Origin of the sequence: Allobrachymonas sp., assembly GCF_041912815.1 — a bacterium.
Taxonomy (GTDB): domain Bacteria; phylum Pseudomonadota; class Gammaproteobacteria; order Burkholderiales; family Burkholderiaceae_C; genus Brachymonas.
In genome coordinates, this window is sequence record NZ_JAYRLV010000006.1 from 82143 (window position 1) to 97954 (window position 15812).

The following is a 15812-nucleotide window of genomic DNA, read 5'->3' on the forward strand; positions in this document are numbered from 1 at the left end:
GGAGCTTGGCCTTCCAGTCTGTGAGGGAAAGAAGCGTCGGGATCATATCCTGCGCGCCCCCAGCGCCTGCACTTTCCACGCCAGCCAGAACTTGCGCAGGGGAGTGAGGGCAATGCGCTGGTGCAGAACCTGGAAGTCTTCTCTTTCGATTTCGCGCAGCAGCGTGCGATAGATGCTGCCCATCATCAGCCCCGGCTTCTGGCTGCGGCGATCCGCTGCCGGCAATGCGGCCAGTGCCTCATCGTAGAGGGCATGGGCACGCTGGGCCTGAAACTGCATCAAGGCCCGGAATTCGGGGCTGTATTGCCTATCGAGGATGGCGCTTGCACGCACCCCAAAAGTCTGCATGTCGTTCACGGGGAGATAGATGCGGCCTCGCATGGCATCCTCGCCCACATCGCGGATGATGTTGGTGAGCTGCAGGGCCAGTCCCAGCTTGTGGGCGTAGTCGGTGGTCCCGGCTTCCGATTGCCCAAAAATGCGTGCCGACACTTCACCGACGATGCCCGCCACGAGGTGGCAATAGCGCTGCAGGCCTGGAAAATCCAGATAGCGTGTCTGCTGCAGATCCATGCGGCAGCCTTCGATCACAGCCATCAGGTGGCGTTTCTCGATGCCGAAGCGCGGAGCCAGCGGCATGATCGCACGCATCACGGGGTGGGTCGCTTCTCCCGCGTAGGCCTGTTCGACCTCGCGCTCCCACCATGCGAGCTTGGTCTGTGCCACCATGGGATCGCTGACCTCATCCACCACATCGTCCACCTCGCGGCAGAAGGCGTAGAAGGCCGTGATGGCGGCACGGCGTTCGGCCGGGAGGAACAGGAAGGCGTAATAGAAACTGCTGCCGGAAGATACAGCGGTCTGCTGAACGTAATCCTGGGGAGAACTGGCGGTAGGCGAAGACATGCGCCTATTGTCCCATGGAAGCCTCACCGCGCCGGCAGGAGCAGGGCGCTCAGCAGCAGCCCCGGCAGATCTCCAGCACCCAGCGCAGGGCGGTGCTGCGCGATGCTGGCTCCAAGGGCGCGGGTTCGGCGACCGATTCGCAGTCCGCCCTCGATCACCAGCCGCAGTTCCAGCCCGGCCTTCCAGCCCGCTGCGGCGCGCACGACACCCGGCAGGCCCATCCCGCTGCGCATCAATGTCGTGCTGAACGCCAGCAATTCCTCCATCAGCATCTGCAGATCCATGGCATGGGCTTGCTGCGGACACCGCGGATCCACATGGAACTGTGCGCACAGGTCTGCTGGGAGATAGTAGCGTCCTCGGGGCACATCCACCGAAAGGTCCTGCCAGAAATTGAAGAGCTGCAGCGCCGTGCAGATGGCGTCGCTTTGCTGCAGGGCCGTTTCGGAAGCAACACCATAGAGGTGCAGCAGCAGTCGTCCTACCGGATTCGCCGACAGACGGGCATAGTCCTGCAGGCTGCGCAGGTCGGCGTGCACGCTGCCATCTCGGGAGGCCTCCACATCGTGTTCGAAGGCATTGAGAAGATCATGCAGCCACGACACCGGCAGGGCATGCCGGATCACGGCCGTTCTGAGCGGCTGCATCACGGACGCCCAGGGGGCACCGTCGTCCACATTCTCGGAGGCACGAGTCAGGGTGCGGTCGAGGGCGAGCCGATACGCGGCCAGAGACTGCAGCCGTGCATCGGCTGTGTGGCTGCCTTCGTCTGCCAGATCATCGGCTGTGCGCGCGAAGTGATAGATCGCCACGATGGCAGGGCGCAGCGCAGCCGGGCACAGCAGGCTGGCCACGGGAAAGTTCTCGTAATGATCGACGGGGGAGGGAGATGGGGGCACGGTGTGATCCAAGGGCGCAGATCCCCTGTGGGGAAGGGCGCCACGCGGGCCAAAGCGGCCGTTTGTCCGGCGCGTGGCCCGTGCGGTGCATTTTGCAAGGTAGAATCACATGTTACCTGTTTTCGTCCGGAACACCGCCGTGCGGTGCCCCATGGACCGGGAGCAGCGCGGGTGGCGAAATTGGTAGACGCACCAGGTTTAGGTCCTGACGCCAGCAATGGCGTGGGGGTTCAAGTCCCCCCCCGCGCACCACACGATTCTGCAGCCATGCCGCAGCCCCCGCTGCGACATGCACGTCATCACAAAGGAAATCTCAATGACAGTGACCGTTGAAACGCTGGAAAAGCTGGAACGCAAGATCACCCTGAACGTCCCTGCCAAGGACATCGAGACCGAAGTCGGCAAGCGCCTTCAGCGTCTGTCCCGTACCGTCAAGATGGATGGATTCCGTCCCGGCAAGGTGCCCATGAGCGTGGTGGCGCGCCAGTATGGTCCTGCTGTCCAGTACGAAGTCATCAACGACAAGGTCGGCGAGGCCTTCTACCAGGCAGCCAGCGAAGCTGGCCTGCGCGTGGCTGGCCAGCCTGCCATCAGCGAGAAGGAAGGCGCTCCCGAAGGCGAGCTTCAGTTCGACGCTGTCTTCGAGGTGTTCCCTGAAGTGAAGATCGAAGGCCTGGAAAACGCCGAGATCGAGAAGCTGGAAGCCGAGGTGGATGATTCTGCCGTGGATCGCACCATCGACATCCTGCGCAAGCAGCGCCGCACCTTCAGCCAGCGTGGCAACGATCAGCCGGCCCAGGATGGCGACCGCGTGACTGTGGATTTCGAGGGCAAGATCGACGGTGAAGTGTTCGCGGGCGGCAAGGCAGAGGACTTCCAGTACCTCGTCGGCGAAGGCCAGATGCTCAAGGAGTTCGAGGATGCCGTGCGCGGCATGAAGCTGGGCGAAAGCAAGACCTTCCCCCTGGCCTTCCCCGAGGACTATCACGGCAAGGACGTGGCAGGCAAGACCGCCGACTTCCTCGTCACGGTCAAGAAGCTCGAAGCTGCGCACCTGCCGGAAGTCGATGACGAATTCGCCAAGCAGCTCGGCGTGGCCGAAGGCACGGTCGAAGCCCTGCGCAACGACATCCGCAAGAATCTGGCTCGTGAGGTCAAGTACCGTCTGCTGGCCCGCAACAAGTCTGCGGTCATGGAAGCGCTGCTGGCCCATGCCCAGCTCGACCTGCCCAAGGCCAGCGTGCAGGCCGAGATCGACAACATGGTGCAGAACGCCCGTGCCGATCTCCAGCAGCGCGGCATCAAGGATGCGGACAAGGCGCCCATTCCCGGCGACCTGTTCAAGGATCAGGCCGAGCGTCGCGTCCGTCTGGGCCTGATCGTGGCAGAGCTCGTGCGTGCCAATAACCTGCTTGCTACGCCCGAACAGGTCAAGACCCATGTCGAAGAGCTGGCTTCCAGCTACGAGAAGCCCGAGGACGTGGCCCGCTGGTATTATGGCGACGAAGGGCGCATGGCCGAAATCGAAGCGGTCGTCACCGAGAACAACGTAGCCAACTATGTACTGGGCAAGGCAAAGGTCACTGACAAGAAGGTGTCCTTCGACGAACTGATGGGCCCTCAGGCCTGATCGGCGGCGACGTCAGCCCTTGAACGGGTGGCCTGTGCGGGTGGGCTTGCAGTCCCCTTCACAGGCCTTATTTATTGCAGGTCGACACTGTTTTCTGTATCTGCTGTCAGGTGAGTGCAGTGTCTGATCCATCCTATCGGAGCGAGCAAGTCATGCAGAATCAATTCAGCGGTACCGGTGCACTGGACGCCCAGGCGCTTGGCCTCATCCCCATGGTGATCGAGCAGTCGGGACGGGGGGAGCGTTCCTATGACATCTATTCCCGCCTGTTGCGTGAGCGGGTGGTCTTTCTGGTAGGGCCCGTCAACGACCAGACAGCCAGTCTGGTGGTGGCGCAGCTCCTGTTCCTGGAGAGCGAGAATCCCGAGAAGGACATTTCCTTCTATATCAACTCTCCCGGTGGGTCGGTGAGCGCTGGCATGGCCATCTATGACACCATGCAGTTCATCAAGCCGGATGTCTCCACCCTCTGCATGGGGATGGCAGCCAGCATGGGGGCATTCCTCCTGTCGTCCGGTGCCAAGGGCAAGCGTTTCAGCCTTCCCAATTCCCGCGTGATGATCCATCAGCCTCTGGGCGGGGCCCAGGGCCAGGCTACCGATATCGAGATCCATGCCCGGGAAATCCTGCGCCTGCGCAAGGACCTGAACCATATCCTGGCCTCCAATACCGCACAGCCGCTCGACAAGATCGAACGCGATACCGAGCGGGATTTCTTCATGTCTGCCGAGGAAGCCCAGAACTATGGCCTCGTCGACAAGGTGATCACGCACCGCAGCCAGGCCGTCTGACCGACCTCCTTCCTGCAGGTGTGGCCAACGATCTCAGCGAGACCGTCGGCCACACTGGTGCCGGGCATTTCTGGTTCTGGCATTTCTCGCATTTTTTCCGTCTTCTCCAGTCGATTGGCATTTTGCCGGTCGCACATGATTCATGACCACGCACAAAGAAGGCTCGTCCCACAGCAAGACCATGCACTGCTCGTTCTGCGGCAAGTCCCAGGATGAAGTGCAGAAAATGGTTTCGGGCAGCTACAACGGGCAGTCCGTCTTCATCTGCAACGAATGCATCGAGCAATGCAACGACATCCTCAAGGAAGATCTCGATCAGGGGAGCAGCGACACCGCTGCAGCCGATGCCTTGCCCACTCCTGCGCAGATCAAGGCCAACCTTGACAACTACGTGATCGGTCAGGAAGTGGCCAAGCGGACCCTGGCCGTGGCGGTTTACAACCACTACAAGCGTCTGCGTCACAAGGAGCAGCCCGGCAAGGATGATGTCGAGCTCAGCAAGAGCAACATTCTGCTCATAGGTCCCACCGGATCGGGCAAGACCCTGCTGGCTCAGACCATGGCACGCATGCTCAATGTGCCCTTCGTGATGGCGGATGCCACCACACTCACCGAAGCAGGCTACGTGGGCGAAGATGTCGAGAACATCATCACCAAGCTGCTTCAGAGCTGTGATTACGACATCGAGCGTGCGCAGAAGGGCATCGTCTACATTGATGAAATCGACAAGATTTCCCGCAAGTCCGACAACCCTTCCATCACACGCGATGTGTCGGGCGAAGGTGTGCAGCAGGCACTGCTCAAGCTGATCGAAGGGACCATCGCCAGCATTCCTCCGCAGGGAGGGCGCAAGCACCCCAATCAAGACTTTCTGCAGGTCGATACCACCAATATGCTGTTCATCTGTGGTGGGGCATTCGCAGGACTCGAAAAAGTGGTGGAGCAGCGTACCGAAGGATCTGGCATCGGTTTCGGTGCCGAGGTGCGTGGCAAGGAAAACCGTACACTCAGCGAAATCTTCGACCAGATCGAGCCCGAGGATCTGATCAAGTACGGCCTCATTCCCGAACTCATCGGACGCATGCCGGTGGTGGCGGTGCTCTCCGAGCTCGATCAGCAAGCCCTGGTGCGCATTCTCACCGAACCCAAGAACGCCCTGGTCAAGCAGTACCAGCGCCTTTTCCAGATGGAAGGGGTTGAGCTGGAAGTGCAGCCCAAGGCACTTGAGGCCATTGCCAACAAGGCCATGCAGCGCAAGACCGGCGCACGGGGGCTGCGCTCCATCATGGAGCAGGCACTGCTCGACACCATGTTCGAGCTGCCCGCGCTCTCCAACGTCGAGAAGGTAGTGCTCGAAGAGGCCACGATTTCCAAGGGAGAGCGTCCCATGCTGGTCTATCGTGTCCCCGAGCAGGAAAAACAGGCCTGACCCACCCGGCGTCCGCCGTACAGTGGGCGGCAAGGTGAAGGAGAGCAGAGTTGCGGCTGCGCTGCAGCTTTTCCCTCTCGCTCCCTTGCTGACGCCATGAGCTGCTTCTGCCTGTGTTCATTTTCTATCCCGAAGTGCCTGCAGCCGGCCTTCGGGATTTTCATGCGGAGTTAGCGGTGACCGCTGCACCTCTGAATTCAGCCACCTTCCCAGGGTGCCCTGCTTGAAAAGCCTTCTGCTGCCCTCATAAACAAGGCTTGATGCCCAAGATGGAGAAAAGTGCCTCCCATGTCTGAATTTACCTATCTTCCACCCGAGGCGGTGGATCTGCCCATGCTGCCTCTGCGCGACGTCGTCGTGTTCCCGCACATGGTCATTCCTCTGTTCGTCGGCCGTGCCAAAAGCATCGCTGCGCTGGAGGCGGCCATGCAGGCCGGGCGTTCCATTGTGCTCGTGGCGCAGAAAAGTGCAGCCCAGGACAGCCCGACGACCGAAGACATGTTCGGGACCGGATGCATCGCCTCCATTCTTCAGCTGCTCAAGCTTCCCGATGGAACTGTCAAGGTTCTGGTGGAAGGCCGTCAGCGTGCACGTGTGGATGCGATCGTGGAGGGAGATGACTATTTTTCTGCACACATCGAGCCCGCTCCCGTCGAGCAGGAATCCGATCTCACGGTGCTGGGAGAAACCCAGTCCGAGATGGAGGCACTGCGTCGTGCCCTCATGCAGTCCTTCGAGCAGTATGTCAAGCTCAACAAGAAGATTCCCCAGGAAATACTTACCTCCATTTCCGGCATTGACGAGGCAGGACGTCTGGCAGACACCATCGCAGCCCATCTGCCGCTGACACTCGACAAAAAGCAGGCCATCCTCGATCAGCAGGATGTCAAGACCCGGCTCGACCAGCTGTTCACCCAGCTTGAGCAGGAAGTGGACATTCTCAATGTGGACAAGCGCATCCGCAGCCGTGTCAAGCGTCAGATGGAGAAGAACCAGCGCGACTTCTATCTCAACGAACAGGTCAAGGCCATCCAGAAGGAGCTCGGTGAAGGCGAGGAGGGGGCCGACATCGAGGAGCTCGAAAAGAAGATCAAGCAGGCTCGCATGCCCAAGGCAGCTCTTGCCAAGGCCGAGTCCGAACTGCGCAAGCTCAAGCTCATGTCGCCGATGTCGGCAGAGGCGGGCGTCGTGCGGAACTATCTCGACGTGCTCGTGGATCTTCCCTGGAGCAAGAAGACCAAGGTCAAGAACGATCTGGCCCATGCCGAAGAGATCCTGAACGCCGATCACTATGGGCTGGAACGCGTCAAGGATCGCATTCTGGAATATCTTGCAGTCCAGCAGCGCGTGGACAAGGTCAAGGCGCCCATTCTCTGTCTCGTGGGGCCGCCTGGAGTGGGCAAGACCTCTCTGGGGCAGTCCATCGCCAAGGCGACAGGGCGCAAGTATGTCCGCATGGCGCTCGGCGGCATGCGCGACGAGGCTGAGATCCGTGGGCATCGCCGCACCTACATCGGAGCACTTCCCGGCAAGGTGCTCCAGAATCTCTCCAAGGTAGGTACGCGCAACCCGCTCTTCCTGCTCGACGAGATCGACAAGCTCGGTGCGGACTTCCGGGGTGACCCTTCCAGTGCACTGCTGGAGGTGCTGGATCCCGAGCAGAACCATGTCTTTGCCGATCACTATGTCGAGCTTGATTTCGACCTCAGTGATGTGATGTTCGTGGCCACCTCCAATTCCATGAACATTCCTGCAGCGTTGCTCGACCGCATGGAAGTCATCCGGCTTTCCGGATACACCGAAGACGAAAAGGTCCATATCGCCATCCAGTATTTGCTGCCCAAGCAGATGAAGAACAATGGAGTTCAGGATTCCGAGCTTGAGGTGACCGAGGCCGCCATCCGTGACATCGTGCGTTTCTACACGCGGGAGGCAGGCGTGCGGTCCCTGGAGCGGGAGCTCTCCCGCATCTGCCGCAAGGTGGTCAAGGCCGTGCTGCTCAAGCAGTCCAGCGGCAAGGTGGTCGTCACACCAGACAATCTGAACGATCTTCTGGGAGTAAGGCGCTTCACCTATGGCCATGCGGAAACGGCCAACCGTGTAGGACAGGTGGTGGGACTGGCCTGGACCGAGACGGGCGGCGATTTGCTGACCATCGAAGTGGCCACCATGCCGGGCAAGGGGGTCATTCAGCGCACAGGGTCGCTGGGCGACGTGATGAAGGAGTCGGTGGAAGCGGCACGCACTGTGGTGCGCAGCCGTGCGGCCCAGCTGGGTATCCCGGATGAAGTCTTCGAGAAGCGCGACATTCATATTCATGTGCCCGATGGTGCAACACCCAAGGATGGACCCAGTGCAGGGGCCGCCATGACGACGGCCATGGTGTCCGCGCTCACCGGCATCCCGGTGCGCAGCGATGTGGCAATGACCGGTGAGATCACCTTGCGCGGAGAGGTCACCATCATCGGTGGCCTCAAGGAAAAGCTGTTGGCTGCGCTGCGTGGCGGTATCCGTCAGGTCATCATTCCGGAAGAGAATGTCAAGGATCTGCAGGAAATTCCCGACAACGTCAAGACCGGTCTGGAGATCATTCCCGTACGCTGGATTGACCAGGTACTGGGCATTGCGCTGGAACATGTCCCCCAACCCTTGCCTCAAGCGACAGGAGCAGCCCACGGAACGGAAGAAGTTCCCGTGGCACAAGCGGCAGACGTGGTTGTCAAGTCCGACAGAGCGACTGCGAGGTCCCGCAAGGGAGCAGTCAAGCACTGATGTGATGCCATAGTAGGGAGACCGAAAGGCCGATCATCCCGGACAGGTGGGCATTCCAGCCGCCTTCCGGGATTTTTTCTGGTCGGTCTTTGGAAAGGGAGTGAAAAAACAAAGGCCCTCGAATGAGGGCCTTGAGAAGCTTGTGTGAAGCAATGGATGGAGGCGCGAGGCGGAGTCGAACCGCCCTTCACGGATTTGCAATCCGGTGCATAACCGCTTTGCTATCGCGCCTTGAACAGGGCTTTGTCGCAGAAGCAGCTTCTGCGACAAAAAAGGGAAGCTTTGGTGATGCTTCCCTGAGGAATCTGGAGCGGGAAACGAGACTCGAACTCGCGACCTCAACCTTGGCAAGGTTGCGCTCTACCAACTGAGCTATTCCCGCGCTGAAGCCGAAAGTATAGCGGAAAAAATCTGTTTTTCGATTCAGCCAGGCAACAAAATTGTGAGTCGTCAGGACGGGGCAAAGGACAGGAGCTGCACAACTGGCAGGGGCGGCGATAATGGCCGCATGGTTACTACACATCACAAGATCATCTTCGGATTCCATGCGGTGGGCGTCCGGCTCAAGACGGCTCCTTCCTCGGTCATTGAGGTCTATATCGACGCCAGTCGACGCGATGCGCGTATGCGGCAGTTTCTCGAGCGTGCCAAGGAAGCGGAAATCAGGGTGATCGAAGCCGATGGCCTGCGTCTTTCGCGACTGAGTGGTGGTCATGGCCATCAGGGCGTGGTGGCACGTGTGCATGATCTGCCTGTGCAGCACTCGCTCGATGATCTGCTCGACACTCTCCAGGAGCCGCCTCTTCTGCTGGTGCTCGACGGCGTGACGGATCCTCACAATCTTGGAGCCTGCCTGCGGGTGGCGGATGGGGCAGGGGCCCATGCCGTCATTGCCCCCAAGGACCATGCTGCGGGAATCAATGCCACAGTGGCCAAGGTGGCCAGTGGGGCGGCCGAAACCGTGCCTTATTTCATGGTGACCAATCTGGCACGCACCCTGCGTGATCTGCAGGAGCGCAACATCTGGATCATAGGCACCAGCGGGGATGCCTCCTCCACGCTCTATGACGTGGATATGCGGCAAGGCACGGCTCTCGTGCTGGGTGCGGAAGGTCCCGGCATGCGTCAGCTGACGCGCAAGACGTGCGACGAACTGGTGAGCATTCCCATGCTGGGCGCTGTGGAAAGCCTGAATGTGTCCGTGGCGAGCGGGGTCTGCCTGTATGAGGCGCGTCGTCAGCGCCTGTGTGGCATAAGTGCCGAAGCAGGGCGCACCGAATGATGCATCGATCATGGGATGCTTGGCAATTTTTGATGAATGCCGCATAATGAGCGTCCCATGTCCAGACGCTGCGCTGACATGATTTGGCGCAGCATCACCTTGCGGTGAATGTATCGGGCATTCGCGTACATCTTCCCTCTTTCCTGTCCCACGTCGTGGGAGCCCGCAACCTCTGTTGCGGTGAAAAATCGTCAGAAGGTGGATGCACATTTCCTCCTTCCTTCTGATGACGCGCCAGGCGCCAAGCTTGGCGTGCGTGTTTTTCATGATTCCTTCTTTTTCCAATGACGCTGCACAGCTGCAGCCCGGCATGACTTCGCCTGCCGATGAGGCACAGGTGCCTTCGACAGACGCTTCTGTGTTGCCTTCCACCGACGAGGTGGAGGCATCTTCTCCTGCAGCGACCGAGCAGTCCGGTACCGAACAGCCCTCGCAGCCTGCCGAGGTGGCGCCGAACGGTTTTGCACTGCTGCATCTTGCAGAGCCTCTGGTGCAGGCCTGCGTCGATCTGGGCTATACCGAACCGACTCCCGTACAGGCGCGCGCCATTCCCATGGCATTGGCCACAGAGGCTGATTCCGAAGAATCGGCGCCGGGGTTCGTGGATCTGATGGTGTCCAGCCAGACTGGCAGTGGCAAGACTGCTGCCTTCCTGCTTCCCGTGCTGCATACCCTGCTTGCGCAGCGCGAAGCAGCTGCCGAGGCAGAGCGTCTTGAGTGGCAGCGCAAGATCGATGAGGCCGAAGCGCAGGGTGAACCTGCGCCGCGTCGTCCCCGTCGTCGCAATCCCACCGATCGCCGCCATTTCCGTGCAGCCGAGCCTGGTGCTCTGGTGCTGTGTCCCACGCGCGAACTGGCGCAGCAGGTGGCGCATGACGCCATCGACCTGGTTCGCCACTGCAAGGGACTGCGCATTGCCCATGTGGTGGGTGGCATGCCCTACGCCATGCAGATTGCGCGCCTGCAGAACGCCGATCTCGTGGTGGCGACCCCCGGGCGCCTGCTGGACCTGCAGCGCAGCATGCAGATCAAGCTCGACAAGGTACAGTTTCTGGTGGTCGACGAAGCCGACCGGATGCTGGATCTGGGCTTTGCGGAGGATCTGGCAGAGATCCATGCCCTTACGGCCAACCGGCGCCAGACGATGATGTTCAGCGCGACCTTTGCGCCCCGCATTCAGCAGCTGGCTGCACGCGTCATGCGGGATCCCCAGCGCATCCAGATCGATTCACCTCAGGATCGCCACAGCCAGATCACCCAGCGGCTTTACTGGGCCGACAATTTCGCGCACAAGCGCGCCATGCTGGACCACTGGCTGCGTGATCCTTCGATCGATCAGGCGATTGTATTTGCCAGCACCCAGATCGAGTGCGATGGTCTGGCCGAAGATCTGCAGCAGGCAGGCTTTGCCGCCGTCGCACTGCACGGTGCCCTGAGTCAGGGTCTGCGCAATCGGCGTCTCATGGCGCTGCGTCAGGGGCAGGTGCAGTTTCTTGTGGCAACCGATGTGGCGGCGCGCGGAATCGACGTACCGACCATTTCGCACGTCTTCAATTTCGGTCTGCCGATGAAGGCAGAGGACTATACGCACCGCATCGGTCGTACAGGGCGCGCGGGACGTTCGGGTCTGGCCATCACGTTTGCGGAATTCCGTGACCGCAATCGCGTCTGGGACATCGAGGATTACACGCGCCAGCCCTTGATGACCGCAGTGGTTCCGGGCATGGAGCCTGAGCAGCGTACTCCCACGCGGCATCCGCCGCGCGGCAAGGGAGGGCGTGGTGCCGGTACTGGCGATGGCCGGGGCGGTCGTGGCAAGGGCGGACAGGGTGCCTGGGGTGGTGGTGCCAATCGCCGCAAGGGCTTTGGAGGAGGACGCGTTGGCGGCTTCGGCGAATTTGGCGAGAGCGGACATCCGGCGCCGACCGGGCGTCGGGAGCCTCGCCATGCACCTGCGCCTTCGCGTGATGGGGGATTCCGTGCCGAGCGTGGAAACGTACGCTCGGGGCAGGGACGTCCTGATGGCATGTCCGGCGCACGCAGTGGACGTCGGCATCCTGCCAATTAAGCGCAGCGCAGCCTGAATCGATGTCTGCAGAATGAATGCCCCGCAAGGCCTCCGGCTTGGTGGGGCATTTGTCCATCAGGGGCCTATGACGGTCCTAAGTGCTTGAACTGCTTGCATAAAGCAAAATAATCATCTTATAATCAACGGTTCTGATCCTCTGTTAGCCGCCTCGCTGGGCTCTTGATGCATGCAGTGCATCGGCCAGCAGCAGCGTGTTTCCGTGTGTGGGAACATTGTGAAGAGGCCTTTTGTGCAGCTTGAATACGATCGGAAATTCTGAGGAAATTCCCCATGAATCTCATCCAGACCCTGGAACAAGAAGAAATCGAACGCCTTGGCAAGACCATCCCTGCATTCGCTCCTGGCGACACGGTGATTGTCAATGTGAACGTGGTTGAAGGCACCCGCAAGCGCGTGCAGGCTTATGAAGGCGTCGTGATCGCCAAGCGTAACCGTGGCATCAACAGCGGCTTCACCGTGCGCAAGATTTCCAGCGGCGAAGGCGTGGAGCGTACGTTCCAGACCTACAGCCCGCTGATTGCCAGCATCGAAGTCAAGCGCCGCGGTGACGTGCGTCGTGCCAAGCTGTACTACCTGCGTGGTCGCAGCGGCAAGTCTGCCCGCATCAAGGAAAAGCTGCCTTCCCGCGTCAAGGAAGTCGCTGCCCAGTAAAGGCAGATTGCTTCGACGCAGGTCCGGCAGCTCTGCTGCGGGACCTCGGCATGAAAAAAGCCGTTTCCATCTCTGTGATGGAGCGGCTTTTTTCATGTCTGACTGCAGTGCGCTCGAAATCGAATAGGGATAATCAAGGCGTACCTGCCCGGTGATTTGTCCATTCAGAGATCGCGATGATGTCTCCTGTCCCGCATGCAGTCCCTGTGCCTGCTGCCTCTGTATCCGAACGTGTTCCCGATCCACATGCCGTGTCGATATGGCAGGACGCCACGAATCGTCTGCATGATCAACCGGCCGTGACGCCAGATCGACTTACGTCCGATGCGCTGCGCAGGCGCTTTCTTCAGCCTCTGGATTGGAGACAGGAAGAACGACATGATCTGCAGCTTGTGCCTTCAGGGCAGAGAGACGCAGCCGTGCTGATTGGATTGCAGCGGGTGCAGGAAGCAGCTTCCACCTCTGACAGGTCTGCATGGCTGGAAGTGCTGCTGACCCAGCGTACCGCTCAGCTGCGTGCACATGCCGGACAGATTGCGTTCCCCGGTGGAAAAATCGATGCACAGGACAGAGATGCTGTGGATGCAGCGTTGCGCGAGGCTCGCGAGGAGGTTGGGCTTGAGAGGCAAGGCATCCAGGTGCTGGGCGCACTGCGCCCTTACGTGACCCATACCGGGTATCGGATTCTGCCTGTGGTGGCGCTTTTGCCCAGGGTATGGACACGGCATCCGAATCCGGCCGAGGTGGCGGATATCTTTACGGTGCCACTGGGCTTTCTGATGGATCCACGCAACCACCGCAAGCATGTCTGGCATGCGCCCACCGGGGAGCGACGGGAATGGTTTTCCATGCCCTATGACGATCCTGAACAGCGAGTGGAGCGCTATATATGGGGGGTGACAGCGGGCATTCTGCGGGATCTGTATCACTTCCTGCAGGCAGGATGAGCTCGAGGTTGTGGTTGCCTTGCGGTTTGTGCGGAATGGCGACATTCTTCCTCGGGGCCAGCGTTTAGTAGCGGGACTGCCCCAATTCTGCATGCAGTTCGGCATAGAAGCGGTGTCGGCCGGGATCTATGCCGCCCTGATCGAGCGGTTTGCCGACCTGTGCAAGTACGGCACATCCAGGTTCATGAAGATGGCTGCAGTTGTAGAACCGGCATGCGGTGGCATGGCGACTGAAGTCCGGCATATGCAGGGCCAGTTCGGCCGGAGCCAGGTGATGCAGGCCGAATTCCTGGAATCCCGGCGAGTCGATGATGGCGGTGTTGGAGGCGCGGTCCACCCAGTACCAATGGGTGGCCGTGGTGGTGTGCCGGCCTGAATTGAGTGCCTGGGAGATGGCGCCCGTTTGGACACCGGCCCCGGGCACCAGCAGGTTCACCAGAGTGCTCTTGCCCGTGCCCGATGGACCGAGCACCAGGGTGTGGTGTCCGCTCAGGGCCATGCGCAATGCCTCTGCTCCATTTTCGTGGGCGGAATGGTTTGCAGCGAGATGCAGCGATACGGCAGTCACGGGGTAGCCCATGGCGCGGTAGGGCGCCAGCCGTTCCCAACCGCGGGCATGGGCGGCCTCGAGGTCGGCTTTGTTCAGGACAATCAAGGGGCGAATCTGGGCAGCTTCTGCCGCCAGCAGTGCCCGGGCCAGAAGCCGGTGTGAAAACTCGGGTTCTGCAGCGAGCAGGATCAGGATCTGGTCCAGATTGGCGGCGAATGCCTTGGTCCGCATGTCGTCCCGGCGATAAAACAGATTGCGGCGCGGGAGAATCTGTTCGATGGTGCCTTCATGTCCCTGTCCGGCAGGGGGGGCTGCCCATTGCACGCGGTCTCCCACCACAGACAGGTTTTTCTTGCCACGAGGGTGACAGATGCGCCGTGTACCGTCATTGGATTCCACCACGATGTGCCTTCCGTGACTGGAAACCACACGCGCTTCATGGAGTGTGGACAGGTCTGGAGAGCTGGTGGAGGCAGGGACAGGGCGCTTGCCTGTTTTCCCTGAAGATGGGCGAGGAGGGGGCATGGGTCAGGAGTTCCGGGGAGGAAAGCCAAGGTGTGACAGACGTTCCACCGCCGGGGGGTGCGAATAGTAGAAGCGTGCGTAGAGAGGATCGGGCGTCAGTGTGCTGGCGTTGTCTTCGTAGAGCTTGAGCAGGGCCGAAGCCAGGGCCTTGCCGTTCGTCTGGGCAACGGCATAGGCGTCCGCTTCGTATTCCTGCTTGCGTGACAGGGCCGACAGGAAGGGTGAAAGCAGAAATCCGAATACCGGTGTGACCAGCATGAACAGGATGAGGGCCAGAGCGGCATTTGGGGACATCATGTTCGGGATCACCCCGAGTCCGGTGTAGAACCATACCTGGTTGTAGAGCCAGCCCAGCAGCGCAAAGCCTGCCAGACTGAGAGCAAAGAGCACGAGCATGCGCTTGATGACGTGGCGATGGTGAAAATGCCCCAGTTCATGCGCCAGCACGGCCTCGACTTCGTCGGCATTGAGCTTGTTGAGCAGCGTATCGAAGAACACCACACGCTTGGCATGGCCCAGTCCCGTGAAATAGGCGTTGGCATGCGCGCTGCGGCGGCTGCCGTCCATGACGAAGAGTCCGCGGGAGCGGAATCCGCAGCGCTCCATCAGGGCCTGTACGCGCGCCGCAAGCTGTGCATCCTCCAGAGGCTTGAATCGGTTGAACAGGGGGGCAATCCAGGTGGGATAGATCACCATCAGCAGCACATTGAAGGCCACCCATGCCGCCCATGCCCACAGCCACCACCAGATGCCTGCCTTCTGCATCAGCCAGAGGAACAGTGCTGCCAGCGGCAGACCGATGATGGCAGAGAGCACAATGCCCTTGAGCAGGTCCCCTATCCAAAGGGCGGTGGTAGTGGTGTTGAAGCCGAAGCGTTGTTCGAGTCGGAAGGTCTGGTACCAGCCCAGGGGAAGCTCCAGTGCACCGTTGATCAGGAAGAAACAGGCGAGGAGGGCCAGCTGCTGTGCCATGGGGTGCTGCAGCTTCTCAAGCAGTGCGTAGTTGAGAGCGGCCAGACCACCCAGCAGTGTCCAGCCTACGAGCACGGCTGCGGCATACACCGAAGCCCAGATGTCCCACTGGTTCCTGGATATCGTGTAGGCGGCTGCCTTCTGGTGGGCATCGTGGCTGACCATATGGGCGAACATGTCTGGTACGCGGTCACGGCGCCACGCCACATGGCGCATCTGGCGCAAGGCCAGCCAGAACTTGATAAGCAGCCCACCGAGCAGGGCGACCACGAAAAGCCCGGTGAAAAGATTGAGATAACTGATGTCGGTAAAGAGTTGCGCATCCATCTCGCAAGTGTACCGGCTCTGGCTTCGTGGGGACTTGGCGGC

General features: G+C 60.5%; 12 protein-coding genes and 3 tRNA genes. 9 read left to right on the forward strand and 6 right to left on the reverse strand.

The window, feature by feature from the left end; all coding sequences use genetic code 11:
* Positions 1–42 precede the first annotated feature (42 nt).
* Together hpnD and hpnC are read right to left on the reverse strand one after the other, a co-directional pair.
* The gene (hpnD, locus tag ACE3P9_RS06715) at positions 43–906 is read right to left on the reverse strand and encodes a presqualene diphosphate synthase HpnD (protein WP_374492697.1); all 864 of its coding nucleotides are present in this window, start codon (positions 904–906) and stop codon (positions 43–45) included.
* 23 nt (positions 907–929) lie between these two features.
* Positions 930–1817 (reverse strand): squalene synthase HpnC, encoded by an 888-nt coding sequence (gene hpnC / locus ACE3P9_RS06720; RefSeq protein WP_374492699.1) that lies wholly within the window; start codon positions 1815–1817, stop codon positions 930–932.
* Positions 1818–1970: 153 nt separating this feature from the next.
* On the opposite strand from hpnC, the gene ACE3P9_RS06725 reads away from it, so the two are divergent.
* The 5 genes from ACE3P9_RS06725 (at position 1971) to lon (ending at position 8427) form a co-directional block, all read left to right on the forward strand.
* Positions 1971–2057, forward strand: a tRNA-Leu gene (locus ACE3P9_RS06725).
* Between the two features lie 64 nt (positions 2058–2121).
* Positions 2122–3435: a trigger factor gene (gene tig, locus ACE3P9_RS06730; protein WP_374492701.1), complete on the forward strand. Its 1314-nt coding sequence runs from the start codon at positions 2122–2124 to the stop codon at positions 3433–3435.
* 152 nt (positions 3436–3587) lie between these two features.
* On the forward strand, positions 3588–4226 hold the full coding sequence (gene clpP, locus ACE3P9_RS06735; RefSeq protein WP_374492703.1) for an ATP-dependent Clp endopeptidase proteolytic subunit ClpP: 639 nt from the start codon (positions 3588–3590) through the stop codon (positions 4224–4226).
* 142 nt (positions 4227–4368) lie between these two features.
* On the forward strand, positions 4369–5655 hold the full coding sequence (gene clpX, locus ACE3P9_RS06740) for an ATP-dependent Clp protease ATP-binding subunit ClpX (protein ID WP_374492705.1): 1287 nt from the start codon (positions 4369–4371) through the stop codon (positions 5653–5655).
* Between the two features lie 288 nt (positions 5656–5943).
* Complete coding sequence (gene lon, locus ACE3P9_RS06745) at positions 5944–8427, forward strand: endopeptidase La (RefSeq protein ID WP_374492706.1); 2484 nt, start codon at positions 5944–5946, stop codon at positions 8425–8427.
* Positions 8428–8584: 157 nt separating this feature from the next.
* Here lon and ACE3P9_RS06750 read toward each other — a convergent pair.
* Both ACE3P9_RS06750 and ACE3P9_RS06755 read right to left on the reverse strand, forming a co-directional pair.
* A tRNA-Cys gene (locus tag ACE3P9_RS06750) sits at positions 8585–8658 on the reverse strand.
* 75 nt (positions 8659–8733) lie between these two features.
* Positions 8734–8809 (reverse strand) — tRNA-Gly (locus ACE3P9_RS06755).
* A 126-nt stretch (positions 8810–8935) separates the two neighbouring features.
* Between ACE3P9_RS06755 and rlmB the strand changes: the two genes are divergently transcribed.
* From rlmB to ACE3P9_RS06775, 4 genes are all read left to right on the forward strand, one after another.
* Positions 8936–9709, forward strand: coding sequence for a 23S rRNA (guanosine(2251)-2'-O)-methyltransferase RlmB (gene rlmB / locus ACE3P9_RS06760; RefSeq protein ID WP_374492708.1), 774 nt, complete (start codon positions 8936–8938; stop codon positions 9707–9709).
* 265 nt (positions 9710–9974) lie between these two features.
* Positions 9975–11777 carry a DEAD/DEAH box helicase gene (locus tag ACE3P9_RS06765; RefSeq protein ID WP_374492710.1) on the forward strand — a complete coding sequence of 601 codons (1803 nt, stop codon included), beginning with the start codon at positions 9975–9977 and terminating at the stop codon, positions 11775–11777.
* Between the two features lie 291 nt (positions 11778–12068).
* Complete coding sequence (gene rplS, locus ACE3P9_RS06770; protein WP_374492713.1) at positions 12069–12449, forward strand: 50S ribosomal protein L19; 381 nt, start codon at positions 12069–12071, stop codon at positions 12447–12449.
* A gap of 206 nt (positions 12450–12655) precedes the next feature.
* Positions 12656–13396, forward strand: a complete 741-nt coding sequence (locus ACE3P9_RS06775; RefSeq protein WP_374492714.1) for a CoA pyrophosphatase — start codon at positions 12656–12658, stop codon at positions 13394–13396.
* A gap of 64 nt (positions 13397–13460) precedes the next feature.
* Here ACE3P9_RS06775 and rsgA read toward each other — a convergent pair whose 3' ends face one another.
* Both rsgA and ACE3P9_RS06785 read right to left on the reverse strand, forming a co-directional pair.
* Positions 13461–14471, reverse strand: a complete 1011-nt coding sequence (gene rsgA, locus ACE3P9_RS06780) for a ribosome small subunit-dependent GTPase A (protein WP_374492716.1) — start codon at positions 14469–14471, stop codon at positions 13461–13463.
* Positions 14472–14474: 3 nt separating this feature from the next.
* Complete coding sequence (locus tag ACE3P9_RS06785; RefSeq protein ID WP_374492718.1) at positions 14475–15770, reverse strand: M48 family metallopeptidase; 1296 nt, start codon at positions 15768–15770, stop codon at positions 14475–14477.
* Between the last annotated feature and the right edge of the window lie 42 nt (positions 15771–15812).

Excerpts from the sequence above, each read along its gene's own strand:
- hpnD (WP_374492697.1), bottom strand. The coding sequence starts at position 906 with ATGTCTTCGCCTACCGCCAGTTCTCCCCAGGATTACGTTCAGCAGACC.
- tig (WP_374492701.1), top strand. The coding sequence starts at position 2,122 with ATGACAGTGACCGTTGAAACGCTGGAAAAGCTGGAACGCAAGATCACC.
- clpP (WP_374492703.1), top strand. The coding sequence starts at position 3,588 with ATGCAGAATCAATTCAGCGGTACCGGTGCACTGGACGCCCAGGCGCTT.
- clpX (WP_374492705.1), top strand. The coding sequence starts at position 4,369 with ATGACCACGCACAAAGAAGGCTCGTCCCACAGCAAGACCATGCACTGC.
- lon (WP_374492706.1), top strand. The coding sequence starts at position 5,944 with ATGTCTGAATTTACCTATCTTCCACCCGAGGCGGTGGATCTGCCCATG.
- rlmB (WP_374492708.1), top strand. The coding sequence starts at position 8,936 with ATGGTTACTACACATCACAAGATCATCTTCGGATTCCATGCGGTGGGC.
- ACE3P9_RS06765 (WP_374492710.1), top strand. The coding sequence starts at position 9,975 with ATGATTCCTTCTTTTTCCAATGACGCTGCACAGCTGCAGCCCGGCATG.
- rplS (WP_374492713.1), top strand. The coding sequence starts at position 12,069 with ATGAATCTCATCCAGACCCTGGAACAAGAAGAAATCGAACGCCTTGGC.
- rsgA (WP_374492716.1), bottom strand. The coding sequence starts at position 14,471 with ATGCCCCCTCCTCGCCCATCTTCAGGGAAAACAGGCAAGCGCCCTGTC.
- ACE3P9_RS06785 (WP_374492718.1), bottom strand. The coding sequence starts at position 15,770 with ATGGATGCGCAACTCTTTACCGACATCAGTTATCTCAATCTTTTCACC.